The organism is Micromonospora fiedleri (assembly GCF_016774385.1).
GTDB classification, from domain to species: Bacteria; Actinomycetota; Actinomycetes; order Mycobacteriales; family Micromonosporaceae; genus Micromonospora; species Micromonospora gifhornensis.
Map to the genome: position 1 here is coordinate 651,978 of NZ_JAETXL010000004.1, position 21,016 is coordinate 672,993.

General features: G+C 72.0%; 13 protein-coding genes and 2 pseudogenes. 9 read left to right on the plus strand and 6 right to left on the minus strand.

Translation table 11 applies throughout. The features are described 5' to 3' along the window. Nucleotides 1-9: 9 nt before the first annotated feature. The 4 genes from mycP (JMF97_RS13995) to eccCa all read right to left on the minus strand — a co-directional run bounded on the left by mycP (JMF97_RS13995) (nucleotide 10) and on the right by eccCa (nucleotide 7,847). Nucleotides 10-1,260: a type VII secretion-associated serine protease mycosin gene (gene mycP, locus JMF97_RS13995; RefSeq protein WP_203221937.1), complete on the minus strand. Its 1,251-nt coding sequence runs from the start codon at nucleotides 1,258-1,260 to the stop codon at nucleotides 10-12. A 110-nt stretch (nucleotides 1,261-1,370) separates the two neighbouring features. Then, nucleotides 1,371-3,101, minus strand: a complete 1,731-nt coding sequence (locus JMF97_RS14000; RefSeq protein WP_203221938.1) for a WXG100 family type VII secretion target — start codon at nucleotides 3,099-3,101, stop codon at nucleotides 1,371-1,373. A 34-nt stretch (nucleotides 3,102-3,135) separates the two neighbouring features. Further along, nucleotides 3,136-3,753: a hypothetical protein gene (locus tag JMF97_RS14005; RefSeq protein WP_203221939.1), complete on the minus strand. Its 618-nt coding sequence runs from the start codon at nucleotides 3,751-3,753 to the stop codon at nucleotides 3,136-3,138. Between the two features lie 131 nt (nucleotides 3,754-3,884). Continuing rightward, complete coding sequence (gene eccCa, locus JMF97_RS14010) at nucleotides 3,885-7,847, minus strand: type VII secretion protein EccCa (protein WP_203221940.1); 3,963 nt, start codon at nucleotides 7,845-7,847, stop codon at nucleotides 3,885-3,887. A 173-nt stretch (nucleotides 7,848-8,020) separates the two neighbouring features. On the opposite strand from eccCa, the gene eccD reads away from it, so the two are divergent. Beyond that, a complete protein-coding gene (gene eccD, locus JMF97_RS14015; RefSeq protein ID WP_203221941.1) occupies nucleotides 8,021-9,409 on the plus strand; it encodes a type VII secretion integral membrane protein EccD in 1,389 nt (462 codons plus the stop codon). Nucleotides 9,410-9,418: 9 nt separating this feature from the next. On the opposite strand, the gene JMF97_RS14020 is transcribed toward eccD, so the two are convergent. Then, a complete protein-coding gene (locus JMF97_RS14020) occupies nucleotides 9,419-10,165 on the minus strand; it encodes an SUKH-3 domain-containing protein (protein ID WP_203221942.1) in 747 nt (248 codons plus the stop codon). A 140-nt stretch (nucleotides 10,166-10,305) separates the two neighbouring features. Between JMF97_RS14020 and eccB the strand changes: the two genes are divergently transcribed. The 3 genes from eccB (at nucleotide 10,306) to JMF97_RS14035 (ending at nucleotide 12,521) form a co-directional block, all read left to right on the plus strand. Continuing rightward, nucleotides 10,306-11,733 (plus strand): type VII secretion protein EccB, encoded by a 1,428-nt coding sequence (eccB, locus tag JMF97_RS14025; RefSeq protein WP_203221943.1) that lies wholly within the window; start codon nucleotides 10,306-10,308, stop codon nucleotides 11,731-11,733. Between the two features lie 157 nt (nucleotides 11,734-11,890). Beyond that, nucleotides 11,891-12,220 carry a WXG100 family type VII secretion target gene (locus JMF97_RS14030; protein WP_013736416.1) on the plus strand — a complete coding sequence of 110 codons (330 nt, stop codon included), beginning with the start codon at nucleotides 11,891-11,893 and terminating at the stop codon, nucleotides 12,218-12,220. Between the two features lie 13 nt (nucleotides 12,221-12,233). Continuing rightward, nucleotides 12,234-12,521, plus strand: coding sequence for a WXG100 family type VII secretion target (locus tag JMF97_RS14035; protein ID WP_013736415.1), 288 nt, complete (start codon nucleotides 12,234-12,236; stop codon nucleotides 12,519-12,521). Nucleotides 12,522-12,602: 81 nt separating this feature from the next. Here JMF97_RS14035 and mycP (JMF97_RS14040) read toward each other — a convergent pair whose 3' ends face one another. Further along, nucleotides 12,603-13,895: a type VII secretion-associated serine protease mycosin gene (gene mycP / locus JMF97_RS14040; RefSeq protein ID WP_203222010.1), complete on the minus strand. Its 1,293-nt coding sequence runs from the start codon at nucleotides 13,893-13,895 to the stop codon at nucleotides 12,603-12,605. Nucleotides 13,896-14,016: 121 nt separating this feature from the next. Between mycP (JMF97_RS14040) and JMF97_RS14045 the strand changes: the two genes are divergently transcribed. The 5 genes and pseudogenes from JMF97_RS14045 to JMF97_RS32225 form a co-directional block, all read left to right on the plus strand. After that, entirely contained in the window at nucleotides 14,017-14,409 is a 393-nt protein-coding gene (locus JMF97_RS14045) for a YbaB/EbfC family nucleoid-associated protein (RefSeq protein ID WP_203221944.1), read from the plus strand. Beyond that, nucleotides 14,406-14,744 (plus strand): hypothetical protein, encoded by a 339-nt coding sequence (locus JMF97_RS14050; RefSeq protein ID WP_203221945.1) that lies wholly within the window; start codon nucleotides 14,406-14,408, stop codon nucleotides 14,742-14,744. Before JMF97_RS14045 ends, JMF97_RS14050 begins: the two co-directional genes overlap by 4 nt. A gap of 45 nt (nucleotides 14,745-14,789) precedes the next feature. Next, a pseudogene (locus tag JMF97_RS32010) lies at nucleotides 14,790-18,764 on the plus strand (YwqJ-related putative deaminase); the annotation flags it as partial. A gap of 997 nt (nucleotides 18,765-19,761) precedes the next feature. Then, a complete protein-coding gene (locus JMF97_RS32015) occupies nucleotides 19,762-20,064 on the plus strand; it encodes a hypothetical protein (protein WP_307816907.1) in 303 nt (100 codons plus the stop codon). A gap of 206 nt (nucleotides 20,065-20,270) precedes the next feature. Then, a pseudogene (locus JMF97_RS32225) lies at nucleotides 20,271-20,678 on the plus strand (toxin glutamine deamidase domain-containing protein); the annotation flags it as partial. Between the last annotated feature and the right edge of the window lie 338 nt (nucleotides 20,679-21,016).

Sequence of the window (21,016 nt, forward strand, 5' to 3'; positions counted from 1 at the left end):
TCGGAGGGCTCAGCCGGGCGGCCGCCGCCAGACGTCGTCCGTAGCCTCCGCAGGCTGACCCGGGTCGTTCGGCGACCCATCGCCGAAAGCGGTCCCCACCGGCACGGGCTCGTCGTCGACGAGTTCCGCCTGCCGACGTTGCGACCGGTTGCGCAGCATCCAGACGGTGGCGATGCCCCCGCCGACGAGCACGACGAGGATGGCGGCCCACACGAAGACCAGGATGCCGTCCTCGCGTTCGCGAGGGTTGACCTGCCACGGTTCGAGTTGGGCCGACGGCGGGCCGCTGGCACGAGGGCTGGCCCGGCCGTCGGGCTCACCGGTCAGCGCCGTGCGCAGGTCGAGCACGCCCCACCCGTAGTCCAGGTCCCGGCCGGGGTCACCGGCGTCACGCGCGGTCTCCAGCAGCCGCTCGAACAGCTCGTACGCGTTCAGGTCCGGGTACTTGGCCTTGATCAGGGCCATGGCACCCGAGACGAGCGCGGCGCTGCTGCTGCTGCCGAGCGAGGTGACGTACTTGTCGCCGGGTGCGGCCTGGACGATGTCCTCGCCCGGCGCGGCGATGCTCACCTCCTCGGCCGGCAGGGCCGCCTCCTTGCTGATGACGCCCTTGCGGTCGGTGCCGTTGACGGCGATCGTGGCCGGGTGCCGGGCCGGGTTGCTGATGATCATGTCCTCGCGGTTGCCCACGGCGGCGACCACCACCACGTTGCGCTGGTACGCCCGAGCGACCGCGCGGTCCAGTTCCTCGTTGAAGCTGCTGCCCAGCGACACGTTGATGATGTCCGCGCCGTTGTCGATCGCCCAGTTGATCCCGGCGGCGAGCGCCGTGGGTGCGATCAGCGGGCTCCGCTCACTCTTGATCGTCACCGGCAGGATCTTGGCCTTCGGCGCGACCCCGAGCACCCCGTTGCCGCCGCCCGGCCCATGCCCGTGCCCGGCGATCAGCGACGCCATCCCGGTGCCGTGGCCCACCCGGTCGACACCGCCCTTGGTGTCGTCGTCGTAGAGATCCGCGCCGGGCAGCACGTTGTTCTTCAGGTCCCGGTGTTTCGCGTCCACCCCGGTGTCCACCACCGCCACCACGACACCCTCGCCCTGGGTGATCTTGTGTAGCTCGGGCAACTCCAGGGCCTTGACGTGCCACGAGTCGTCCCGGGTGGAATCCGCCAGGGCCGGTGCCGCGGGCAGGGTCAGCACCGCCAGGGCACTCACGGTGCTGAGCGCCAGGACGGCAGTCGGTCGGGTGAGGACACGCATGCCCGTCCTACCTTCCTTTGTGGTTCGTTCGTCACGGGACGGCCGAAAACGGGCGTTCACCGCATGGTACGGGCCAGTCACCGATGCTGCGGTGACTGGCCCGTCCGTGTTCAACTCTGGCCGAGCGTCCTGCCCTGCTCCCGAGGCCGGTGCTCCGCCGGTGCCTCGACGACCCCGACGGCGGAGGACTCGGTGACCCACAGTTCGTCGTCGCCGTCGCCGTACTCCCAGGTCTCCTGCTCCAGGTCGTGCTGGGTGCCCTTGCGCGCGCCCGGTGCGGCCGGAGCGCCGCGCCGGCCGCTGAGCGACGGACCTGGCCCGGTGGTCGGTGCCGGTCGTGGGGCACCGGTACGACCGCTCAGATCGGGTCGACCGGCACTGCCCGGTGCTCCCGGACCGCTGGCCCGACCACCCGGCGGGGTGGCGGGGCGGCTGCCGAGCGGGCCGCCCGCCTTGGGTGGGGTGCCGGGGGTCGCGCCACGTTGACCGCCGAGGCTTGGCGGCGGTGCGGTGGGCCGACCCGAGGCTGCGCCCCGCTGGCCGGACGGTGCCGTGGAGCCCGGTAGACGCGGGCTGGACGGTGGCGGGCTGGCCGACGGCTTCGGGCGAAGCGCACCGGTGCCGGGACGCCCGGGGGCACCCGTGTTGCCCGGCAACGTCGGACGGTTCGGTGCGGGCCCACGCCGGCCACTGCCCGGCGCGCCGGAGCCGCCGCCCGCACCGGGCAGCGTCGGACGGTTCGGTGCGGGGCCGCGACCGCCACCCGGGCCGGGACCGCCACCCGAGCCCGGCAGGGTGGCCCGCGGTGCGTTCGGTCGGCCACCCGGGTTCGGCGTGCCCGGACCGCCGCCGCCCGGCCGCTGTCCCGGCGGCACCACCGGCGGTACCGGCGGGCCGGGTGTTCCGGGCGCGTTCGGCGCGGCGGTGACCGGCGGCGGGGTGGGCGCGGGTCCCGGCGGGGCCACGGTTGCGGTGCCGCCGGCGAGGTCGACGCCGTCGGGCAGCGTCGGCGCAGTGGGCTGGGGCGGACGAGCGCCCACCTCCGGCTGGTTCGGCTGCTCGGGCCGGTTCGGCATCTCCGGCCGGTCCGGCCGTGCGCCCCGCGCACCCGGCGGGACGGCACCCGGGCGGGTCGGGCCGCCGGTTCGCCCCGGACCGCCGGGCGCGGTCTTGCCGTCGAAGAGGGCCGCCTCGGTGGGGCCCTTGAACTTGCCGCCCCGCGAGATGTTCGAGATGTACACGTCGATGTACATGTCCGCGAGCGGCTTGGTGATGTTCTTGGCGCGCTGGTGGAACTCCTTCTGGACCTCCTCGTACGACTTGTGCTTGTCGCCGAAGATGTCGCTGAAGGTGATCTTGGCCTTGTCCTTCTCGTAGACGTCCTGCTGGTGCTGCTGCTCGGCCTTGTACTCCAGCCAGAGCTGGGTCATCTCCCGCTGCGCGGTCGAGATCTTGCGCGCCAACTGGTCCAGACCGGTGGCGTTGCTGGTGGCCACGTTCTTCCACTCGTCAAGCGAGTGCAGGGTGGCACCCACCTTCGACATGAAGACCCGGGAGGCGGGAGAGTTCCACTTGGCGCCGAGCGCGTCGGCGTGCCGCTTGAGGTTGTCCCTGGTCGACTCCAGCAGGCTCGCCGCCCGCCGCCACATCTCGGCGAGCGCCACGGTGCGCTCGTCGCTCTCCTTGCGGACGTACTCCCACATCTGCTCGATGTTGACGCCGTCCCAGTCGGTGGGCTGGTACGGCGTTGCCTGGGCCGCGCGGTCGGCCGCGTAGTCGTCCCGCATGCCCCCGTACGCCGGGTAGCTGATCGGCCTGTAGCCGTAGTAGTCGTCGGTCATCCCCGCTCCTCAGGTCCCCCGCTCCTGGCAGCCGTCATCGCAGGTTGGACTGGTCCAGTCGGAATTCCTCGCCGTGCATGCGCTGGTCCTCGGCCTCGATCTGGTACGCGCCCGGACCCTCACCCACGGTGTCCCCCGCGGCCCACTTGGGCGCCTGCTCACGCGTGTCCTCGGTAGGGCAGGAATCCATCCCGTGGTACGGCCCGACGACTTCCGGATTCCGCGCCTGCTCGGGGATCTCCTCCATCGGGTCGCCCTCCTGCTCCCACTTGCCGCTGAGGGTCTTCTGGCCGTCCACCGCGTTGAAAGCGTTGTACACGTCGTCGTTCGTGGCCTCGGCCATCGCATCGCCCAGCAGGTATTCGCCGGAGATGGAGGTGGCCGCCGCGCTGAGCGCGGTCAGACCCTTGATCACATCGCCCATCAGGTGCGACACGGCCATCCGGCTCTCGTCGTGCCGGCCCCGGAAGAACGCGGCCTCTTTCATCCCGCCGCCGCCGAAGGGAGCCTGCACGGTGAGCATCGGACGCAGACCGTTCTCGAAGCTGGGCTGGAAGTTGGTGTCCAGCTCCTTCTGAATGGCCCTGGCGAAGTCCTGCAACTGGTTGACGTCGACGTCGATGTTCTCGTTGACGAGCCACTCGCCGCCCATGGTCCCTCCCCCGTCCCGCTCACACGGTGCTGGCGCGGCCGACCCGAACTCCGGTTACCGGAGCGACCCGACCGCGTACCGTAGGTCCACTCTGGCCGACGGTAGTCCGGTCCGGCAACCCCGTACGCCGGCTATGCACGAGGCGGAAGATTCACCAACTGCACCAGTCGGGTGCCACCCCGTCGGGACACCAGCCAGCCCCGACCCGGCGGCAGCGGTCCGGGCCGTACCGTGCCGAGCAGTACGCCCTCGTCGCGGTTGCCGGACATCACGATGCCGGGAGTGCTGATCTCCCGCAACCGCATCAGCACCGGCTCGTAGAGCGCACGGCTCGCGCCGCCGGTGCGGCGGGCGACGATCAGGTGCAGACCGATGTCCCGGGCCTGGGGCAGGAACTCCAGCAGGGGTGTCAGCGGGTTGCTGCCCGCACCGGCGACCAGGTCGTAGTCGTCGACGAGCACGTACAGGTCGGGGCCCTTCCACCAGTCCCGGGCCCGCAGCCGCTCGGCGTTGATGTCCGCCGGCGGCAGCCGGTCCCGCATCACGGCGGCGACCTCGGTCACGATGCTCTCGGTGATCTGCGCCGTCGAGCCGTACCCGATGACGTGCGGTGTCTCGATGTCGCCCAGCAGGCTGCGCCGGTAGTCGACGATGACCAGCCGCGCCTCGGTCAACTCGTGGCTGTCGACGATGGTCTGCGCCAACGCCCGCAGGAAGGTGCTCTTACCCGACTCGCCGTCGCCGAAGAGGATGAAGTGCGGGTCGGCGGTGAAGTCCAGGTGCACCGGTGCGAGGTCGACCTCGGCGATGCCGATCGGGATCCCGGCCTGCCCGGTGTTCGGCAGGCTGCCGTACGGGACGTTCGGCGGGAGCAGCCGGATCGGTGGGGCACCCGGGCCCTGCCAGGCGGCAGCCAGGTCGGTGACCAGCTTGCGGGCCCCCTCGGGCAGCGTCTCCGTCTCCTGCGCGCCGTCGATACGCGGCAGCGCCGCGAGGAACTGCTGCCCGTCCGGCGTGATGCCGCGTCCCGGTGACTTCTCCGGCACGTTCATCGCCGCCCGACGGTCCAGGTTGGAGTCGCTGGCGTCGGCCAGCCACAGCTCCAGCCGGGTGCCGAAGACGTCCCGGACGGCCGGGCGGAGGTCCATCCAGCGGCCGGCGGTGACGATCAGGTGGATGCCGAAGGAGAGTCCCCGGTTGGCGATGTCGTTGATCGTCGGTTCCAGGTCCTCGAACTCCGAGCGCAACGTCGCCCAGCCGTCGATGATCAGGAAAACGTCGCCGAACGGGTCGTCGCCGTGCTGCCCGTGCCGGCGGGCCCGCCGGTACTCGGCCATCGAGTCCACGCCGCGCTCGGCGAACCGCCGCTCACGCTCGCCCATCAGCAGCTGCATCTCGGCGACCGTACGCCGGACCAGGCCCGCGTCCAGCCGGGTCGCCACCGAACCGACATGGGGCAGGTCCCGCAGCGACGACAGCGCGCTGCTGCCCAGGTCGAGGCAGTACACCTGGGCTTCCCGGGGGGTGTGGGTCAGGGCCAGCGAGGTGACCATGGTGCGCAGCAGGGTGCTCCGGCCGCTCTGCGGCCCGCCGACGATCACCGCGTGGCCGGCGGCACCGGCCAGGTCGAACCAGAGCACGTCCCGGCGCTGCTCGAAGGGCTTGTCGACGATGCCGACGGCCACCTGCAACTCGCCGAGCAGACCGGCGTGCGCCACGGTCACCCCACGGGTCGGGTCGGCGGTCAGCGGCGGCAGCAACTGGTCCAGCGTCGGCGGCTCGGCCAGCGGCGGAAGCCACACCTGGTGGGCCGGCTTGCCCCGGCCGGCGAGCCGCCCGACCAGGATGTCCAGCACGCTCTCACCGACCCCGTCGGCCGGCTCGGGCGGCTGCTCATCCTTCGGCGTACGGGTCACCGGCGGGGCGACGTAGCTGGTGGTGTACTCGCGTACCCGATCCTCGCCGTCACCGGCCGCCACCGCCGCGGCGGTCTTGCTGCGGTAGGCGCCGGAGACGTACGCGGCCTTGAACCGGACCAGCGGCTCGGTGCCGAAGCGCAGGTACCCGTGCCCGGGAGAGCGGGGCAGCTCGTACGCGTCGGTCGCGCCGAGCACCACCCGCGACTCCATCGCCGAGAAGGTCCGCAGACCGATCCGGTACGACAGATGGGTGTCCAGCCCGCGTAGCCGCCCCTCCTCCAACCGCTGCGAGGCCAGCAGCAGGTGCACACCCAGCGACCGACCCACCCGGCCGATCTGCACGAACATGTCGATGAAGTCGGGCTTCGCGGTGAGCAGCTCGGAGAACTCGTCGCAGATGATCAGCAGGCTCGGCAGTGGCGACAGCGGAGCGCCCGCCGCCCGCGCCTTCTCGTAGTCGCGCTGGGAGGCGTAGTTGCCCGCCGACCGCAGCAACTCCTGCCGGCGGACCAGCTCGCCGTTGATGGCGTCGGTCATCCGATCCACCAGCGGCAGTTCGTCGGCCAGGTTGGTGATCACGGCGCTGGTGTGCGGCAACCCGTCCAGCCGGGTGAAGGTGGCGCCACCCTTGAAGTCGACCAGGACGAAGTTGAGGTTCTCCGACGAGTGGGTCGCGGCCAACGCCAGCACCAGGGTGCGCAGCAGCTCCGACTTGCCGGAACCGGTGGCGCCGATGAGCAGCCCGTGCGGGCCCATGCCGTCCTGCGCCGACTCCTTCAGGTCCAGCTCCACCGGCCCACCGTCGGTACCCACCCCGATCGGCACCCGCAACCGGTCCCGGTTGGGTCGCGGCTGCCAGGCCCGATCGACGTCGAACTCGTACGGGTCGCCGATGTCGAGCAGATCGGCCAGGCCCAACTCACTGGTCAGCGGGGTGTCGCCACCGCCACGGGAGGCAGCCGACAGCCGCAGCGGGGCCAACTGCATGGCCAACGCCTCGATCTCCGCGACCTGGCAGTCGTCGGCCCGACCGATCTCCGCCGAACCGTCGACGGTGACACCGTGCAGCTGACGATCCGCCGCCACGTCCAGCACCAGGCGCGCCCGGTCGAACATCCGGGGTGCCGGGCTGGACAGGTCGAGCAGGGTCACGCCCTCGACGCCGCCGTCGGTCATCAGGTGATCCGAGCCAGCGGTGTCGCCACCGTCGATGATCACAAGTATGTGCGGCCCGCCGACCTGGGACGATCCGCCGCTGGCGTTGAACCGGGGCCGGCTGGCCAGCACGTCGTCGAGCATCGCCTCCAGGCCGGTCACCGAGGACGACACCAGCCGCAGTTGACCGAGCGCGTCCGTACGCGACGGGTGCAGCGCGTGCGGCAACCACTTCGTCCACTCCCAGTCGGCCCGGCGCTCGGCGGAGACGCAGACCGCGACGAGCATGTCGTCGGGGGCGTGGAAGGCCGTCGCCTGGGCGAGCAGGGCCCGCACCAGGCCCCGGGCCGCGTCGGTGTCGCCGCGCAGGTGCACCCGGGCGAACCCGTTCAACGCCATGGTCACCGGCAGGTCCGGCACCTCGCCGTACGTGGTGAGGAACCGGCGCAACGCCAGCGCGCACATCGGCTCCAGCTTCTCCAGCGACGTGGCCGGTGGCGGCACCAGCGGAGTGGCCAGTTCCTGCGGCCCGAGTCCGATCCGGACGGTAGCGAAGTCGACGTCGCCGCGTCGGCGTTCCCACAGCCGGGGCCCCAGCGGCAGGGACCAGAGCGTGTCCGGATCCGGGTGCCGGTAGAAGGCGGCCTCACGCTGCCGGCGGACCGTCTTGAGGACGCGTCGACGCTGCCGCGACAGGTGTGCCATGTACTCCCGGCGCTTCTGCAGCATCTCCTGCTTGCTCGGGCCGCCGGAGTTGTTTGTCAGCTGCGCGCCGAGCATGCCGATGGCGGAGAGTCCGAACAGGCCACCTGTGACGTAGCCGAGGGTCGACCCGCCGCGACCGGCGAACATCAGGGCCATCGCGAAGGAGCCGGCGAGCATCGGCAGCAGCATCATCATCTGCCCCCACGCCTTACCGGTCGGTGCAGGCACCTCCGGTGGCGCTTCCAGGAGCACCTCGCCGGAGGGATACTCCGGTTCCGGCTGTCGGGCGGGTCGTTTGACGACGACCGTGCTCACGTGACGGACCTCCGTTGCCTCTCCTGGGCGTGGTGGTCACGCCCGGCACCCCCGTGCGCTCGGCCACCGCCGCGAACCGGCACCCCCGCGTCACCGGCACATGGTAGGTAGCCTTCTCCCGTCAGGACAGCCGCGGGCCGTATCGGCCCGCTCCTCGTATCGAGGGGTCGTCAGTGGTCACCCAGGCCGGAACCGGACTCGCGCGTATCGCCGTCGCCGCCCCCAAGCGGCGACTGGATCTAGCTCTGCCCGAGCATCTGCCGCTCGTCGGGCTGCTGCCGGCGGTGCTGCGTCAAGCCGACGAGGAACCCTCGGACGGCACCGCCCACGGTGGCTGGGCGCTGCGCCGCAGCGACGGCAGCGCCGTCGATCTGACGCGTACGCTGGCCGCCCAGAACGTCCGCGACGGCGAGACGCTGCACCTGGTGCCGCGCCGCACCGAGTGGCCCGAGTTGGCGTACGACGACCTGATGGAGGCCGTGGCCGACGGTGCCCGCCGCCGTGGCGTGGCCTGGACCCCGTTCGCCACCCGGTTGACCGGCCTGATCGTGGCCGGCGTGCTGCTGCTGCTCGGGCTGGCCGTGATCGTCACCTCCGAGCAGCCCGGTTGGCTCGGCGGTGCGGTGGCCCTCGGCGCCGCCACGTTGCTGCTGATCGGCGGGATCGTGCTGTCCCGGGCGATGGCCGACTCCCTGGCCGGTGCGGTGCTCGCCGCCGCCGGCCTGCCCTACGCCTTCGTCGGCGGGGTGCTGGTGATCGGCACCGGCGAGTCGGTGTGGGCGTTGGGCGCACCGCACATCCTGCTCGGCTCGGCCGTGCTGCTGCTGTCCGGCCTGCTCGGCCTGCTCGGGGTGGGAGACGCGACCCGGGTCTTCGTGGCGGCGGTCTTCGTCGGCTTCTGGGGCATGGTGGGCGGGCTGCTCGCCCTCGGCTCGATGGACGCCGCGCAGGGCAGCGCCGTCGTGATCAGCGCGGTCGTCCTGCTGTTGCCGGCCATGCCGCTGCTGTCCGTACGACTGGGCAAGATGCCGATGCCGGCGTTGCCACGTACCGCCGACGACCTGCTGCGCGACGAGCCGCAACCGAAGCGGGAGGTGATCTACCAGGCCACCGCCCGGGCCGACGAGGTGCTCACCGGCATGATCTTCGGCGCGTTCCTGGTCACCATCGGCTGCCTGGTGATGCTCACCGCGACCGGCACGGTCGCCGCGCTGCTGCTCGCCGCCGTGATCTCGCTGGGCTACCTGCTGCGCGCGCGGCTGGTGACGACCGTCCGGCACCGGGTGCCGCTGCTGGCCGTCGGTCTGGTGGGCCTCGGCCTGCTGCCGCTGGTCGGTGCCGCCGACGCGTCCACCGCCACCCGGGTGCTGGCGGTGCTGCCGGTGGCGCTGGTCGCGGCCGGGATCTCGGCTGCGGCCGGGCTCGCCTACAGCCGGCGTGCCCCGTCGCCCCGGCTGGCCCGGCTCGGCGACGTGCTCGACATCCTGCTCCAACTCGCCGTGGTGCCGGTGGCCTGCAGCGTGCTGGGCCTGTACGCGTTCATGCGGGCGATCAACGGCTGACCGGCAGGGTCACCAGTCGAGGTCGCTCGCCTCGGTCATCTCGCCGCCCCGGATCAGGTTGACGACTGCCGAGTCGAGATCCGGCCCGACGAGGAACTCGTCGGCCCAGTGCAGCAGGAAGACCCGTCCCTGGGCGTCCATCACCAGCTCCGACGGGCCGTCCTCGTTGTTGCCGATCGGGTAGACCGGGGTGCCGTACTCCTCGGCGAAGCCCCGCGCCCCCTCGGTCACCACCCCGCCGCTGGTGGGATGGAGGTAGCTGGTGAAGCCGGCACCCGCTCGGCCGGTCTTGCCGAACTGCGGCAGCGTCAGGCCACCGAACTCGACAAGCGCCGCCCGCGCGACCGGCGGACAGTCCAGGCCGGCCAGGTCGTCGGCGAACCGGACCATCCAGTGCTCGACCGCCGAGCTGACGTCACGGCCGGGAAACCAGCCGGCGGACTCCAACACATGGCGTACGTCCGGCGGGAACCGTCCTTCGGCGGCGCGGCGACTCGCGTACCGCTCGGCGATCGTCTGCTCGGGCAGGGACGGCCACTGGGACACCTCGCCGGTCTCCCGGTCGATGACCGCCCGGGGGTAGCCGGTGGCGGGCGGAGGTGCCGGCGGCCCGTCGGTGGCGGCAGGTGCCGGTTCGGCTCGCCAGGCGACATAGCCCAGGTCGAACTCGTGCAGGAAGACCTCGGGGGCGGGCCCGGGGCGGCCGGCACCGGCCCACCGGCGGGCGATCTCCAGGGCCTCGTCGCGACTGATCATCGTTGCGCTCCTCGGGCTGCCGTGGTCGACGTCAACGGTCGGCGTCGAGTGCGGAGACCGGCTGGCTCGACATCGTGCCTATGGTAGGCACCGCGGTCCGGCGGTCGTGACCGCACGGCGTACGCCAGGGGGAGGGTGCCATGCCGTCGCGGCGAGATCAGGTCCAGTCGTACCAGTTCTTCGTGCAGCGGATGACCTCTGCCCTGGTGGCGCGGGAGCCGGACCCGGAGGCGGCGCCGTTCCGCCGGTTGGGTGGTGCCGGCTTCGCCAGCGTCATGGTGGCGGTGCTCTGCCTGGCGGCGGTGGGCGTGTACGGGCTGCTGCGTCCGGGCGGGGCGACAAAGTGGAAGGACGGTGCCGGCGTCATCCTGGAGAAGGAAACCGGCACCCGGTACCTCTACCGGGAGGGCCGGCTGCACCCGGTGGTCAACTACGCATCCGCCCTGCTGGCTCTGGAGTCGGCCGCCCCGACGGTCTCGGTGTCCCGCAACTCGTTGGTCGGTACGCCTCGCGGTCCCCGCATCGGCATCCCGGACGCGCCGGACGCGTTGCCGGCACCGAACCGGATCCTGGACGGGCCGTGGACGCTGTGCACCCAGCCGGCCCGGGACGCGGCCGGCGGGATCGTCGCCACCACTGTGCTCACCGTCGGCCGGGCGCCCGTCGGTGGCCGGGAACCGGGCGACGCCGCGCTGCTGGTCCGCGACCGTAAGACCAAGCGCCTGCATCTGGTGTGGCGTGACCACCGCTACGAGATCCGCAACGAGAAGGTCGTGCTGGAGGGTCTCGTGATGACCGCCGAGCCGGTGGTGGAGGTCGGTGGGGCGTGGCTGAACGCGTTGCCCGCCGGTGAGCCCGTCACCCCGCGACGGGTCACCGACCGTGGCGCTGCCTCCACGGCGCTGCCGGACGCCCGGGTCGGTCAGGTCTACGTGGTCAAGAGCCAGAACGACAGCCGCCAGTACTACGTCGTCGAACGGGAGCGGCTGGTCCCGATCACCCCCGTCGAGGCGGACGTCCTGCTGGCCGACGGCGAGACGCAGGCCGCGTACCCGGACGGGACGAAGCCGGCTCCGATCGACCTCGCCGCCGGCACGGCCGCCGCCGCACCGAAGGCGTCGGCACCGCAGCAGGGGCGGCACCGCGCACCGGAGCAGCGACCCGACATCGCCCGGCTGAGCGGGAGCGACCCGGCCGTCTGTGCGGCCTACCAGCCGGATCAGGACGAGCCGACGGTGCTGCTCGACGCCCAGGTCGAGCCGGTACGCGAACCGGTGCGCACCCGGGAGCAGACCGGCAGCGGCATACCGCTTGCCGACCGGGTGGTCATCGAGCCCGGCTACGGTGTGCTGGTCGCCGCGCTCTCGTCGCCCGACCAGGACGGCGGCACCTTGAACCTGGTCACCGATCTGGGCTACCGCTATCCGCTGGCCTCCGAGGGGGTGCCGGCGATGCTCGGTTACTCGGGGTTGCGGCCGATCCGTCTGCCCGCCAGCCTGGTGGTTCGCCTGCCTGCCGGGCCGGCGCTCGATCCGACCACCGCGAAACAGGCCATCGACCCGGAGTGACGAAACCCGCCACATTGGAGTGGCACCCCTGGCCCACGGTCTAGCGCGGGCTCGACGCGACCCGATACCTTTTCAGTGACGATGGTGCGTAAGCGCTGATTGACAGACCGCCCCCGTCTCGCGGGGCGATCCAACAAGGACGGGGGTGACTTCCGCCATGTCGATGCGTACCGACACCGGCTTGATGCTGAAGACCGAGGGTGACGTCGATGCCGTCGCCGATCGGCTCACCAGCAACCTCAACGGGCTGATGGACCAGCTGGCACCGCTCTACGACCAGTGGAAGGGTGCTGGTGCGGGTTCGTTTCAGCAGGTTCGTGAGCGGTTCGACCAGGACATGGCCCGGCTCAACGTCGCGCTGCGCGCGATCGCCGAGGCCGTCGGCTCCGCCGGTAAGGACTACGACGTCAGCGACGAGGAGATCCGGGCCGACATGGACAGCGCCGGTGCGACCGCCGGCCAGATCACTGCGGCTCTGAAGCTCTGACGGGGGGATCACGATGGAAATCCGGTACAACTTCGCCGGTCTGAACGCGGCGGCCGACAGCTGCGGCAGTTCGGTCCGGAACATGACCAGCGAGCTGGAGGGCCTCAAGTCGGGCATCGCCCCGCTGCTGGCCACCTGGGACGGCGACGCCCGCGAGGCGTACTTCCAGCGTCAGCGCGAGTGGGAGTCGGCCGCCAACGACCTGCGTGACCTGCTGGGCAGGATCGAGCGGGCGTTGCGCGAGTCGGCGGGCAAGATGCAGGCCCGCGAGGCGGCCAACCGCGCCAAGTTCGGCGGCTGAGTCACCCGACCGCTGCACCCGATGGCCCGGCCGATCGCCGGGCCATCGTCGTCCGCGCCGCCGATCGTGCCGCTGGCGCGGTCATTCCCGTGAGGTCGAGGTGGGCACCCGGAAGAAGACCTCCTCCGGCTCGTCGATCTCCGGCCGGTCGCCCGGTGACGCGGCGGGCCGGGTGGGCCGCCACCGGGTACGCCGCCCGCGCGGCAGCAGCGCCGCCAGCACCGCCACGGCGACCGCGACAGTGGCCAGGCCCAGACCGATCCAGAGGGCCAGCCGGCCGAACAGCGCCCACCGTTGCTCGCGCGCCTGGGCCGCCGCGTCCACGGGCACCTCGGGCAGGGGCGGCTGCGCCACCGGCTTCGCGCTGGTCAACCGTTCGGTGACCGCCCGGTACGGGTTGACCACTCCGCTGCCGTAGCCGCGTGCCGCGTCGCCCCGGGCCGGGTCGGCGGTGGCCAGGATCCGCCGCGTCACCTCCTTCGCCGACAGGTTCGGCTCGGCGGCGCGGATCAGGGCAGCCGTCGCGCTGACCATCGGGGTGGCGAAGCTGGTGCCGTCGTAGGCGGCGTGCCCGGTCAGTCTGGTCGCGGCGACCACCGCCCCACCCGGCGCGACGATGTCCACGTACGGCCCGATCTGGGACTGCCGGATCCGGGCGCCGTTCTGGTCGACGGCGCCCACCCCGATGACCCCGTCGTAGCTTGCGGGGTAGGGCACCGGGTCGGGTCGGGCACCGTCCTGATGCCGGTTGCCGGCGGCGGCGACCAGCACGACGTCGTTGTCCACCGCGTACTGGATGGCCCGCTGCACGTCCGGGTCGGGGCGGTAGAGCGTCACCGACATGTTGATCACGTCGGCGCCGTCCTCGACCGCGCGCATGATGGCCTGCGCGAAGACCGCGCCGCCGACGGTGGCACCGGCGGTGTCCGTGCTCTCGTTGGCGTTGCGCTCGCTGACCCGGATCGGCACGATCGTGGCGTCCGGCGCCAGGCCGTGGAAGCCGACGCCCTCCTGCCGGGCCGCGACGATGATGCTGGCGACCGCCGTACCGTGCGAGACGCAGTCCACGTCACCGCCGGGTGCGTTACGCAGCGCGTCGAACCCGCTGTCGACCCGCCCCGCCAACTGCGGATGGCTGCTGTCCGTACCGGAGTCGATCACCGCGACCCGTACCCCGGCGCCGGTGCTGAACGGCCACACCCGCTGCGGCGCGAGCCACCGCTGGTGCCAGGGCGTCTCGGTGTTGACCTCGCCGGGATCGCTGGGATTCTGACAGATCTCCGGGGCGGCGTGCGCCGGTACGGGAAGCGTCAACGTCGTGGTCAGCAGCGCCCCCACCAGGGCGAATGTCGTGATAGGACGCCTGCGGGCCATGCTGCTCACCTCCGGTGCGCCGGTGCCGGTGAATCCTAACGACCCCTCGCCCATCCCCTGATGGGGCGCGCATTCAGTATGGTCGAGTCGTCATGGGCGCGAACGGGGGAGGGACACCGCCATGGACGTGCAGGCGCTGCGTGCCCGCGCCGACGAGCTGATGGCTCAGTTCGAGCGGATGCGTTCCGGGGTCGGTGACCTCCAGCAGCAGCTCAAGGCCGTGCAGGCGACGGTCACCTCCGAGGACGGTCTGGTCACGGTCACCGTCGGACCGCGTGGTCAGGTGACGAAGGTCGAGTTCGATCCGCGCATCTACCGCCGACCGAACTCCAAGGAACTGTCCGCCACGGTCACCGAGACCATCCACCGCGCCACCGCGAAAGCGATGGCCGACGTCGAGCGGCTCCTGCGGCCGTACGTGCCGGACAGCCAGTTCCAGGCATACATCGACCACGACCTCGACGGCATCTTCCGTCAGTTGGACAGTGACCTGCCCGGGGAGGACAAGCGATGACCGAGCTCCGCGAAACGTTCGTCAAGCCGGATGCCGCCCTGGAAGGGGCCAACACCCTCAGCGCCGCCGGTGCCCGGCTGGCCGCCCGCTGGCGGGGCCTGGCCGGCACGATCAACACGCTCAACGGTGCTCACCCCTGGGGCGACGACGAGCCGGGCCAGGCGTTCAACAAGGACTACCTCGGCGGTGAGCAGCCGGCGCAGAAGGTGCTCGACCTGGCCGCCGGTGTCGTGCCCGTGGTCGAGCAGATGGGCCCGACGGTGAAGGGCGCCGTGGAGGGCACCGTCGACGTCGACGACATGGTCAAGACGCTGTTCGGGGGCGAAGGCAAGTAACCGCCGGTAGTTGACGATCGAGATCGGATAGAGGGGCGCGCGCCGGTGGCGGTACCCAATCCCAAGCACTCGCTGGGCGAGTACGGCTGGGTCTGGGACGCCATCTGCTGGGTCAGCGCCGGTGAGGCGTGGCCCAGCGGCGACGAGGACCGGATGCGCGAGCTGGCCGATGCCTGGCAGTCCTTGGCCGACCTGGTCGGCGAGGTGCTGACCGAGGCCGACCCGGCGGTCATGAAGATCCTGCAGAGCTGGGGCGGCGGGGCCGGCGAGGCGTTCGGTGCGCTGTGGAACCAGGTCGGCGTCGACCCGAACACCGGCCTGCCACTGATCCAGGAGATCGCCGCCGCGTACGCGTCCGGCTGCGACCAGGCGGCCCTGGAGATCGAGTACGCCAAGCTGACGGTGCTGATCGCCGTCATCATCACCGTCATCGCGGTCTTCGTCGCGTTGCTGATGGCCTGGCTTGGCGGTGTCTCGGCCGGTGCGATCCCGGGCATCCTGGCGGCCGGTCGGCAAGCGGTCACGGTCGCCTTCCGGCGGCTCATCGCCCAGCTGGGGCGGCAGTTGCTCACCCGGGCGGGACTGCAGGCGGCGCTGCGGACCGCCGGCAGTCGGGTCGGGCAGATCGTCACGAGTCAAGGCTTCCGGCAGGGCCTCAACCGGCTCGGCCTGGAGCTGATGGAGGAGATCGGCGAAGAGCTGATCATCGACGTCGGCGCCCAGGCGTACCAGATGCGCAGCGGCGAGCGGCGGCAGTGGGACGGCAACCGTACGCTCACCGCAGGCGTGGGTGGCGCGTACGGTGCCGTGCTCGGTTCCGGCATGAACTGGGCCGGCCGGCGGATGGCACCCAAGATGCCTGTCTCGTTCAGCCCGTCCCGGTTGTCCTTCCCGGGCAGTGGGCTGGTGCGCTGGGGCGGCACCAGCATCGCCTCGGGTGCCCAGAACGCACTCATCTCACCGGCCGCGAGCGTGCTCGCCAACCTCAGCGTCAACCAGCAGTTCGTGCTCCCCGGTGGGGACGCCTTCCTCGGCGGGTTCGCCAGCGGCGCCGGCCGCACCGGCGCGACCCTCGCCGGTGGCGCCACCGGCAACCTGGGTGCCAAGGTCACCAACCTTGGCCTCGACCGGCTGAACGGGACGACCACCCCCGGTGCCGGCCTGGGCGCGGGCCTCAACCCGTCCCCCGGCGTCGGCGGAGTGGACCTCGGCAACCTCGGCAACACCAGCACGGACGGGGGTTCCTCCGGCGCTGCCGGCCGCGGCAGCACCGAAACCGACGCCGGTACGGTCCAGAACGGCGGCGGCACCGTACCGCAGAGCGGGGCGGGTTCCATCAGCCTCGCACCGGCACCGGCCGACGCGTCCGTCGGCGCACCGCCCGACGGGGCCACCTCGACCAGCGGCCCTGCCACCACGACCGACGGCGTGGACCTGGCCAGCGGTGCCAACGACCCGAATTCCACCGATGTCGCGTCGCGCGGCGACGAGTCCGGTACGGCGGGACGCGACGACGCGGCCACCACCGGCGGCCGGGTGCCCACCGACGGCACCCCGGCGGCTGCCGAGCCCGCCGGGGACACCAACCGGGACAGCACCCCGGGCGACCCCACGACACCGGTCGCCGACACACCCGCCGACCGCGCCACGTCCGACTCGACCGAGCAGGCCGGCCCGGCGGAGCGCGCCGACAGCGGACCGCCAACCGACCAGGCCGCCGCCGGGGCCCCGGACACGGCCACCGACCCCACAGGCGACCGGGGACAGAGTTCCCCCGTCGACACCACGGGTGACCGGGCACCGGGTTCCGCTGCTGACAGCACGGGCGACCAGGCACCGAATTCTGTCGACACCACAGGTGAGCGGGCTCAGAGCGTTCCTGTCGACACCTCGGGTGACCGGGCTCAGAGCGCGCCTGTCGACGGCACAGGCGATCGGGTTCAGAGTGCTCCCGTCGACACTTCCGCGGGTAACGCCCGGACTGTGCCGGTCGACGGTGCCCAGAGCGTGCCGGTCGACGTCTCGGCTGGTGCCGGTCGTACCGTCGGTGTTGGTGCGGTTCCGGACTCTGGTGTCGGCGCGAGCGTCGATGGTCCGGGTGGCCCGGTCGTCTCCGGGGTTGATCCCCTGGCCGCGGAGATCGCTCCCGCTGTGGTGCCGGGTGCACCATCCGCGAGCCCGGTGGCCGGACCGACCCCGGGCAACGTCACCCTCGCCACCACGCCGAACCCGGCGCAGACCACCGCCGTGCCGTCCGCGAGCACCCCAGCCGCCACCCCGACGGCCCCCGCGCCCACAACCTCGACCCCCGCACCCGGCACGCCGACCGCCGGCCCGTCGACCACATCCACAACGTCGACCACGCCCGCCACCGGCAACACCGGTACGCAGCCGACCCCGAGGGCACCGGCCAACACCACGGCCCCGAACTCGGCGGGATCGGTTTCGCTGACCCCGCCACCCAGCGCCGCCCCGGCGACCCAGCCCGACGTTGCTTCGGTGACGCCGCCTGACGCCGCTTCGGCGACGCAGCCCGTCGCCGCTTCCGTGGCTCAGCCTGACGTTGCTTCGGCCACGCCGCCTGACGTTGCTTCCACGGCGCAGCCCGACACCGGTCCGGCGGTGCGGCCAACGGCGCCGGCCGAGACGGCAGGCACCGATTCGGCGACCGCCTCCGCGAGCACCGACCCGACGGTCACGCCCGCCACCCAGGACGCTGCCACGGATCCTGCGGCACACCGGGCCGACCGGGCCGACCAGTCGGCCACCGGCGGGCCGGTCGTCGTCGCGGTGCCGGGCAGTACGGGGACGCTCCAGCCTGGCGGCCCGACCACGCCGGACCCCGGCCGGGGCCCGGTGAACCCGGACACCCTCCGGCGGTCCGAGGGGCCGACCGGCAACGGCACCCACAGTTGGCAGTTGGCCCCCACGGCCGTGGACGGCGACCCCACCGGCCCGGACGCGGAGCGGGCCCTGATCGAGGCGTCCCGGACCCTCGCCGAGACCACCCGGCGGGCGGTGAAGGACGGCACGATCTCCCGAGCCAAGCAGCCCGGCACGTCCGGTGCCCTGCTGATGCCCGACGGTGGCATCACCACGCACACCAGCATGACCGCGGACAAGGGCACCAAGCCGCCGACCCAGCCGTCCGTGCACCCGCTCGCGCAGGCCGCACTGGATCGCACGAAGGCGGCGTTGCCGGACGGAACCGGCAGCGGGCACGGCAAGTGTGCCGAGGTGGCCCTGGTCTCGGATCAGCTCTACCGGCTCGAAACCCAGTGGCGCGACGCCGGTCAGCCAGGCTCCTTCGAGCAGTACGCACTGGACGCCTTCAACGGCGCCAAGATCCTGACGCATCAGGTCAAACCGGCTCAGCAGAACGACATCGTCTACAAGCTGGGGCACAACCGGCCACCCTGCCGCTCGTGCGCACACTTCCTGCCGCAGTTCGGCATCGAGCCGATCGTGGACCCGGAGCGGGACGCCCGGACCTATCTGCCGCCGGTTCCCGGTGCGGTGGGCAACGGCCCTCCGCTGAGCGACAACCGGCCGTACGGCGACCCGAACGGTCTGGTCCCCCCGGACCAGGCCGACCAGCAGGCGCTCGACGCGGCCGTGCCGCGCGATGCGACGACCGGTCGACCGCTGGTGCACCCGGATCCGCGCGTCGGATCGTGGGCGGGCCTGGTCAACGACGGCGGTCCGACCGTCCCCGGACGCGACAACAACTGCGCCGACGTCGGGCTCTCCGTCCTGGCCACCTGGTTCGGTCGGCCCGAGGTGGCCGCCCCGACCATCACCTCGGCCAAGGTGGAGGCGGGCAGTACGGCGCGGCAGGAGCAGGCACTACGCGCCGAGTTCGCCCACCAGGGCACCGGCACCGCCGGACTGGACGCCGTCGCCGACGCGCTGCGTGCGGCCGGCCCCGGCTCGGCGGCTCTGATCATCACCACTCGGCCGGACGGCAACGGCGCACACACCTGGAACGCGGTCAACCACGACGGCACCATCATCTGGCTCGACGGCCAGAACCAGCTGATCTCCGACACCGAGCCGGTGCACGGCGATCCCGGCAACGTCTGGTCCATCGTCCTCGACGCCGAGGGTGACCCACACCGCCCCGCAGCGACGGACACCGACATCCGGCCCCCAGCCCCACCGGACTCGACAGCACCCGACGACACCTCCGCCACGGCGAGTCCTTATCTGGACGGGCTTGCGGAGGCGGATCAGGCGACCCTGCACGAGACGCTCGCCGACGCGCAGCGCGACGCCGACCAGATCCTGGCCGACCTGCACGACGTGAACGCCGAGGTGAACACCCGGCTCGGGCTGACCGGGGCGGACGCGCTGAGCACGCTCGGCGAGCAGCATCGCGTCAAGGGCGCCGAGTCGCTGGCCCGCAAGTTCCGCACCGAGATGGAGCCGCTCGGCTACGACCTCGGTTCCGCGCTGGACACCGTCAACGACGTGGTGCGGTTCTCGGTGCAGGGGCCGGAGACCGAGGCGTACGGGCCGGCGGTGGACGCGGTCCTGTCGTCGTTGGAGGCACAGGGCTACCAGGTCACCGACCTGAAGAACTTCTGGCACCCGGGTAACCGGTTCTTCGGGTTGAACTGCACGCTGACCTCGCCGACCGGGCGCACCTTCGAGTTGCAGTTCCCGACCGCGACCAGCTACGCGATCGGCAAGCAGACCCACCTGCCGTACGAGGTGATGCGTGACCCGGCACAGTCACCCGGCACCCGGGTGCACGCCTTCCTCGACATCCTCGCGATCAACAAGGCCAACGGCATCGCGGCGCGCATGCCGGGCGGGATGGACTCCGCGCGGTTCGACACCCCGAAGAACACCAGCTTCGCGAAGTGGATGTCCTCGGCCCGGCAGGAGAGTATCCGTCAGTCGTACCTCGACTGGCTCGGGCAGCAGGGCCAGACGTTCGCCGACGTGCTCGCCGCGCGAGGATTGACGGCGTCCGACCTGCCCGGTCTGGATCCTGACCTGATGGGGGGCCCGCATGACGGCGCTGACGTTCGGCTACTTCCTCCTGCGGAGACCGGACGACCCGACGGGCCCGCCGGTCAACCTGATCGTGGAGGCGGAGAGTTCGGGGCCGACCCAGGCGGTGATCTGGGACCGTCCGACGGGCGCGTGGACGTTCCGCCCGGACGTGGCGGCGGCGATCCTGTGGGCGAATCCGGAGCGTCACGAGATCGAACGGGTCGACCGGGCGACGGCGGAACGCCAGGCGGCGCACTTCACGACGGTGCCGCTGCCGACGGAAGCCGAACTGACGGAGATCTGCCGCCGGGCGACCTGACCGCTGCGCCGTCGCTCGACGAGGGACGGCGGTTCGGGCCGGGCGAACTGGCGCCGCTGGAGGACGCCCGCTTCCACGACGACCTGGCCGCCAGCCTGGCCACCCCACACGGGTACGCCGTCTTCGCCGACCCGTCCACCCACCCGTACGGGCGGCTGGTCAACGACGGTGGGCCGGATCAGCCGGGCCGGGGCAACAACTGCCTGGACAGTTCGCTGTCGGCGCTGGCCAGCTTCCACGGTGACCCGCAGGTGTCGCGCCCACGCTGGCCGGACCGCCTCCCCGACGGCTCGATCGACCGGCTCTCCGGCGAGCGCGGTGGCTTGGAGCGGGCCGAGGCGTGGATCGGTGGGCAGTGGACCGGCGGCCCGGACGGTCTGCCCACCGACCTGTCGGCCCGTACCGAGGCGGTGGCCGCCCAGTACGCCGACCTCTACCAGCAGGTGGCCGACGCCGGGCCGGGGGCGTCGGCGCTCGTGGTCGCCGACTGGTTGCTGCTCGACGACGCCGGCAACGTCGTCCTCGATCACAACGGTCAACCGGAGGTCGACGGCTCGCACGCCTTCGTGATCGTCTTCCCGGCGGACGCCGACGCGCCAGTGTGGTGGGATCCCCAGACGGGCACGGCGTCGGTGAACATGCCGACCGCCGAGGTGCGGGACACCCACGCCCTCTGGGCGATGATGGTGCCTGACGGAGAGGGGCGAGTTGACCGAGGACGAGGCGTTGACGCTGATCAGCCGGCTGTTGGGGACCGGGAATCCGATAGTGCTTCGGGAGTTCGAGTTCGGCTGGCTGGCCCGGGAGAGACTCTCGGAACAGGAACGGTCGGCGGGGATGGCAGTGGGGCAGGGCAGCTACATCATCGACCGGACGGGAGTGATCACGGCTCACTCCAGCCTGCCTCCGAGGCGGATCATGGAGGAGTACACCCAGGCGCGACGCGAGGGCC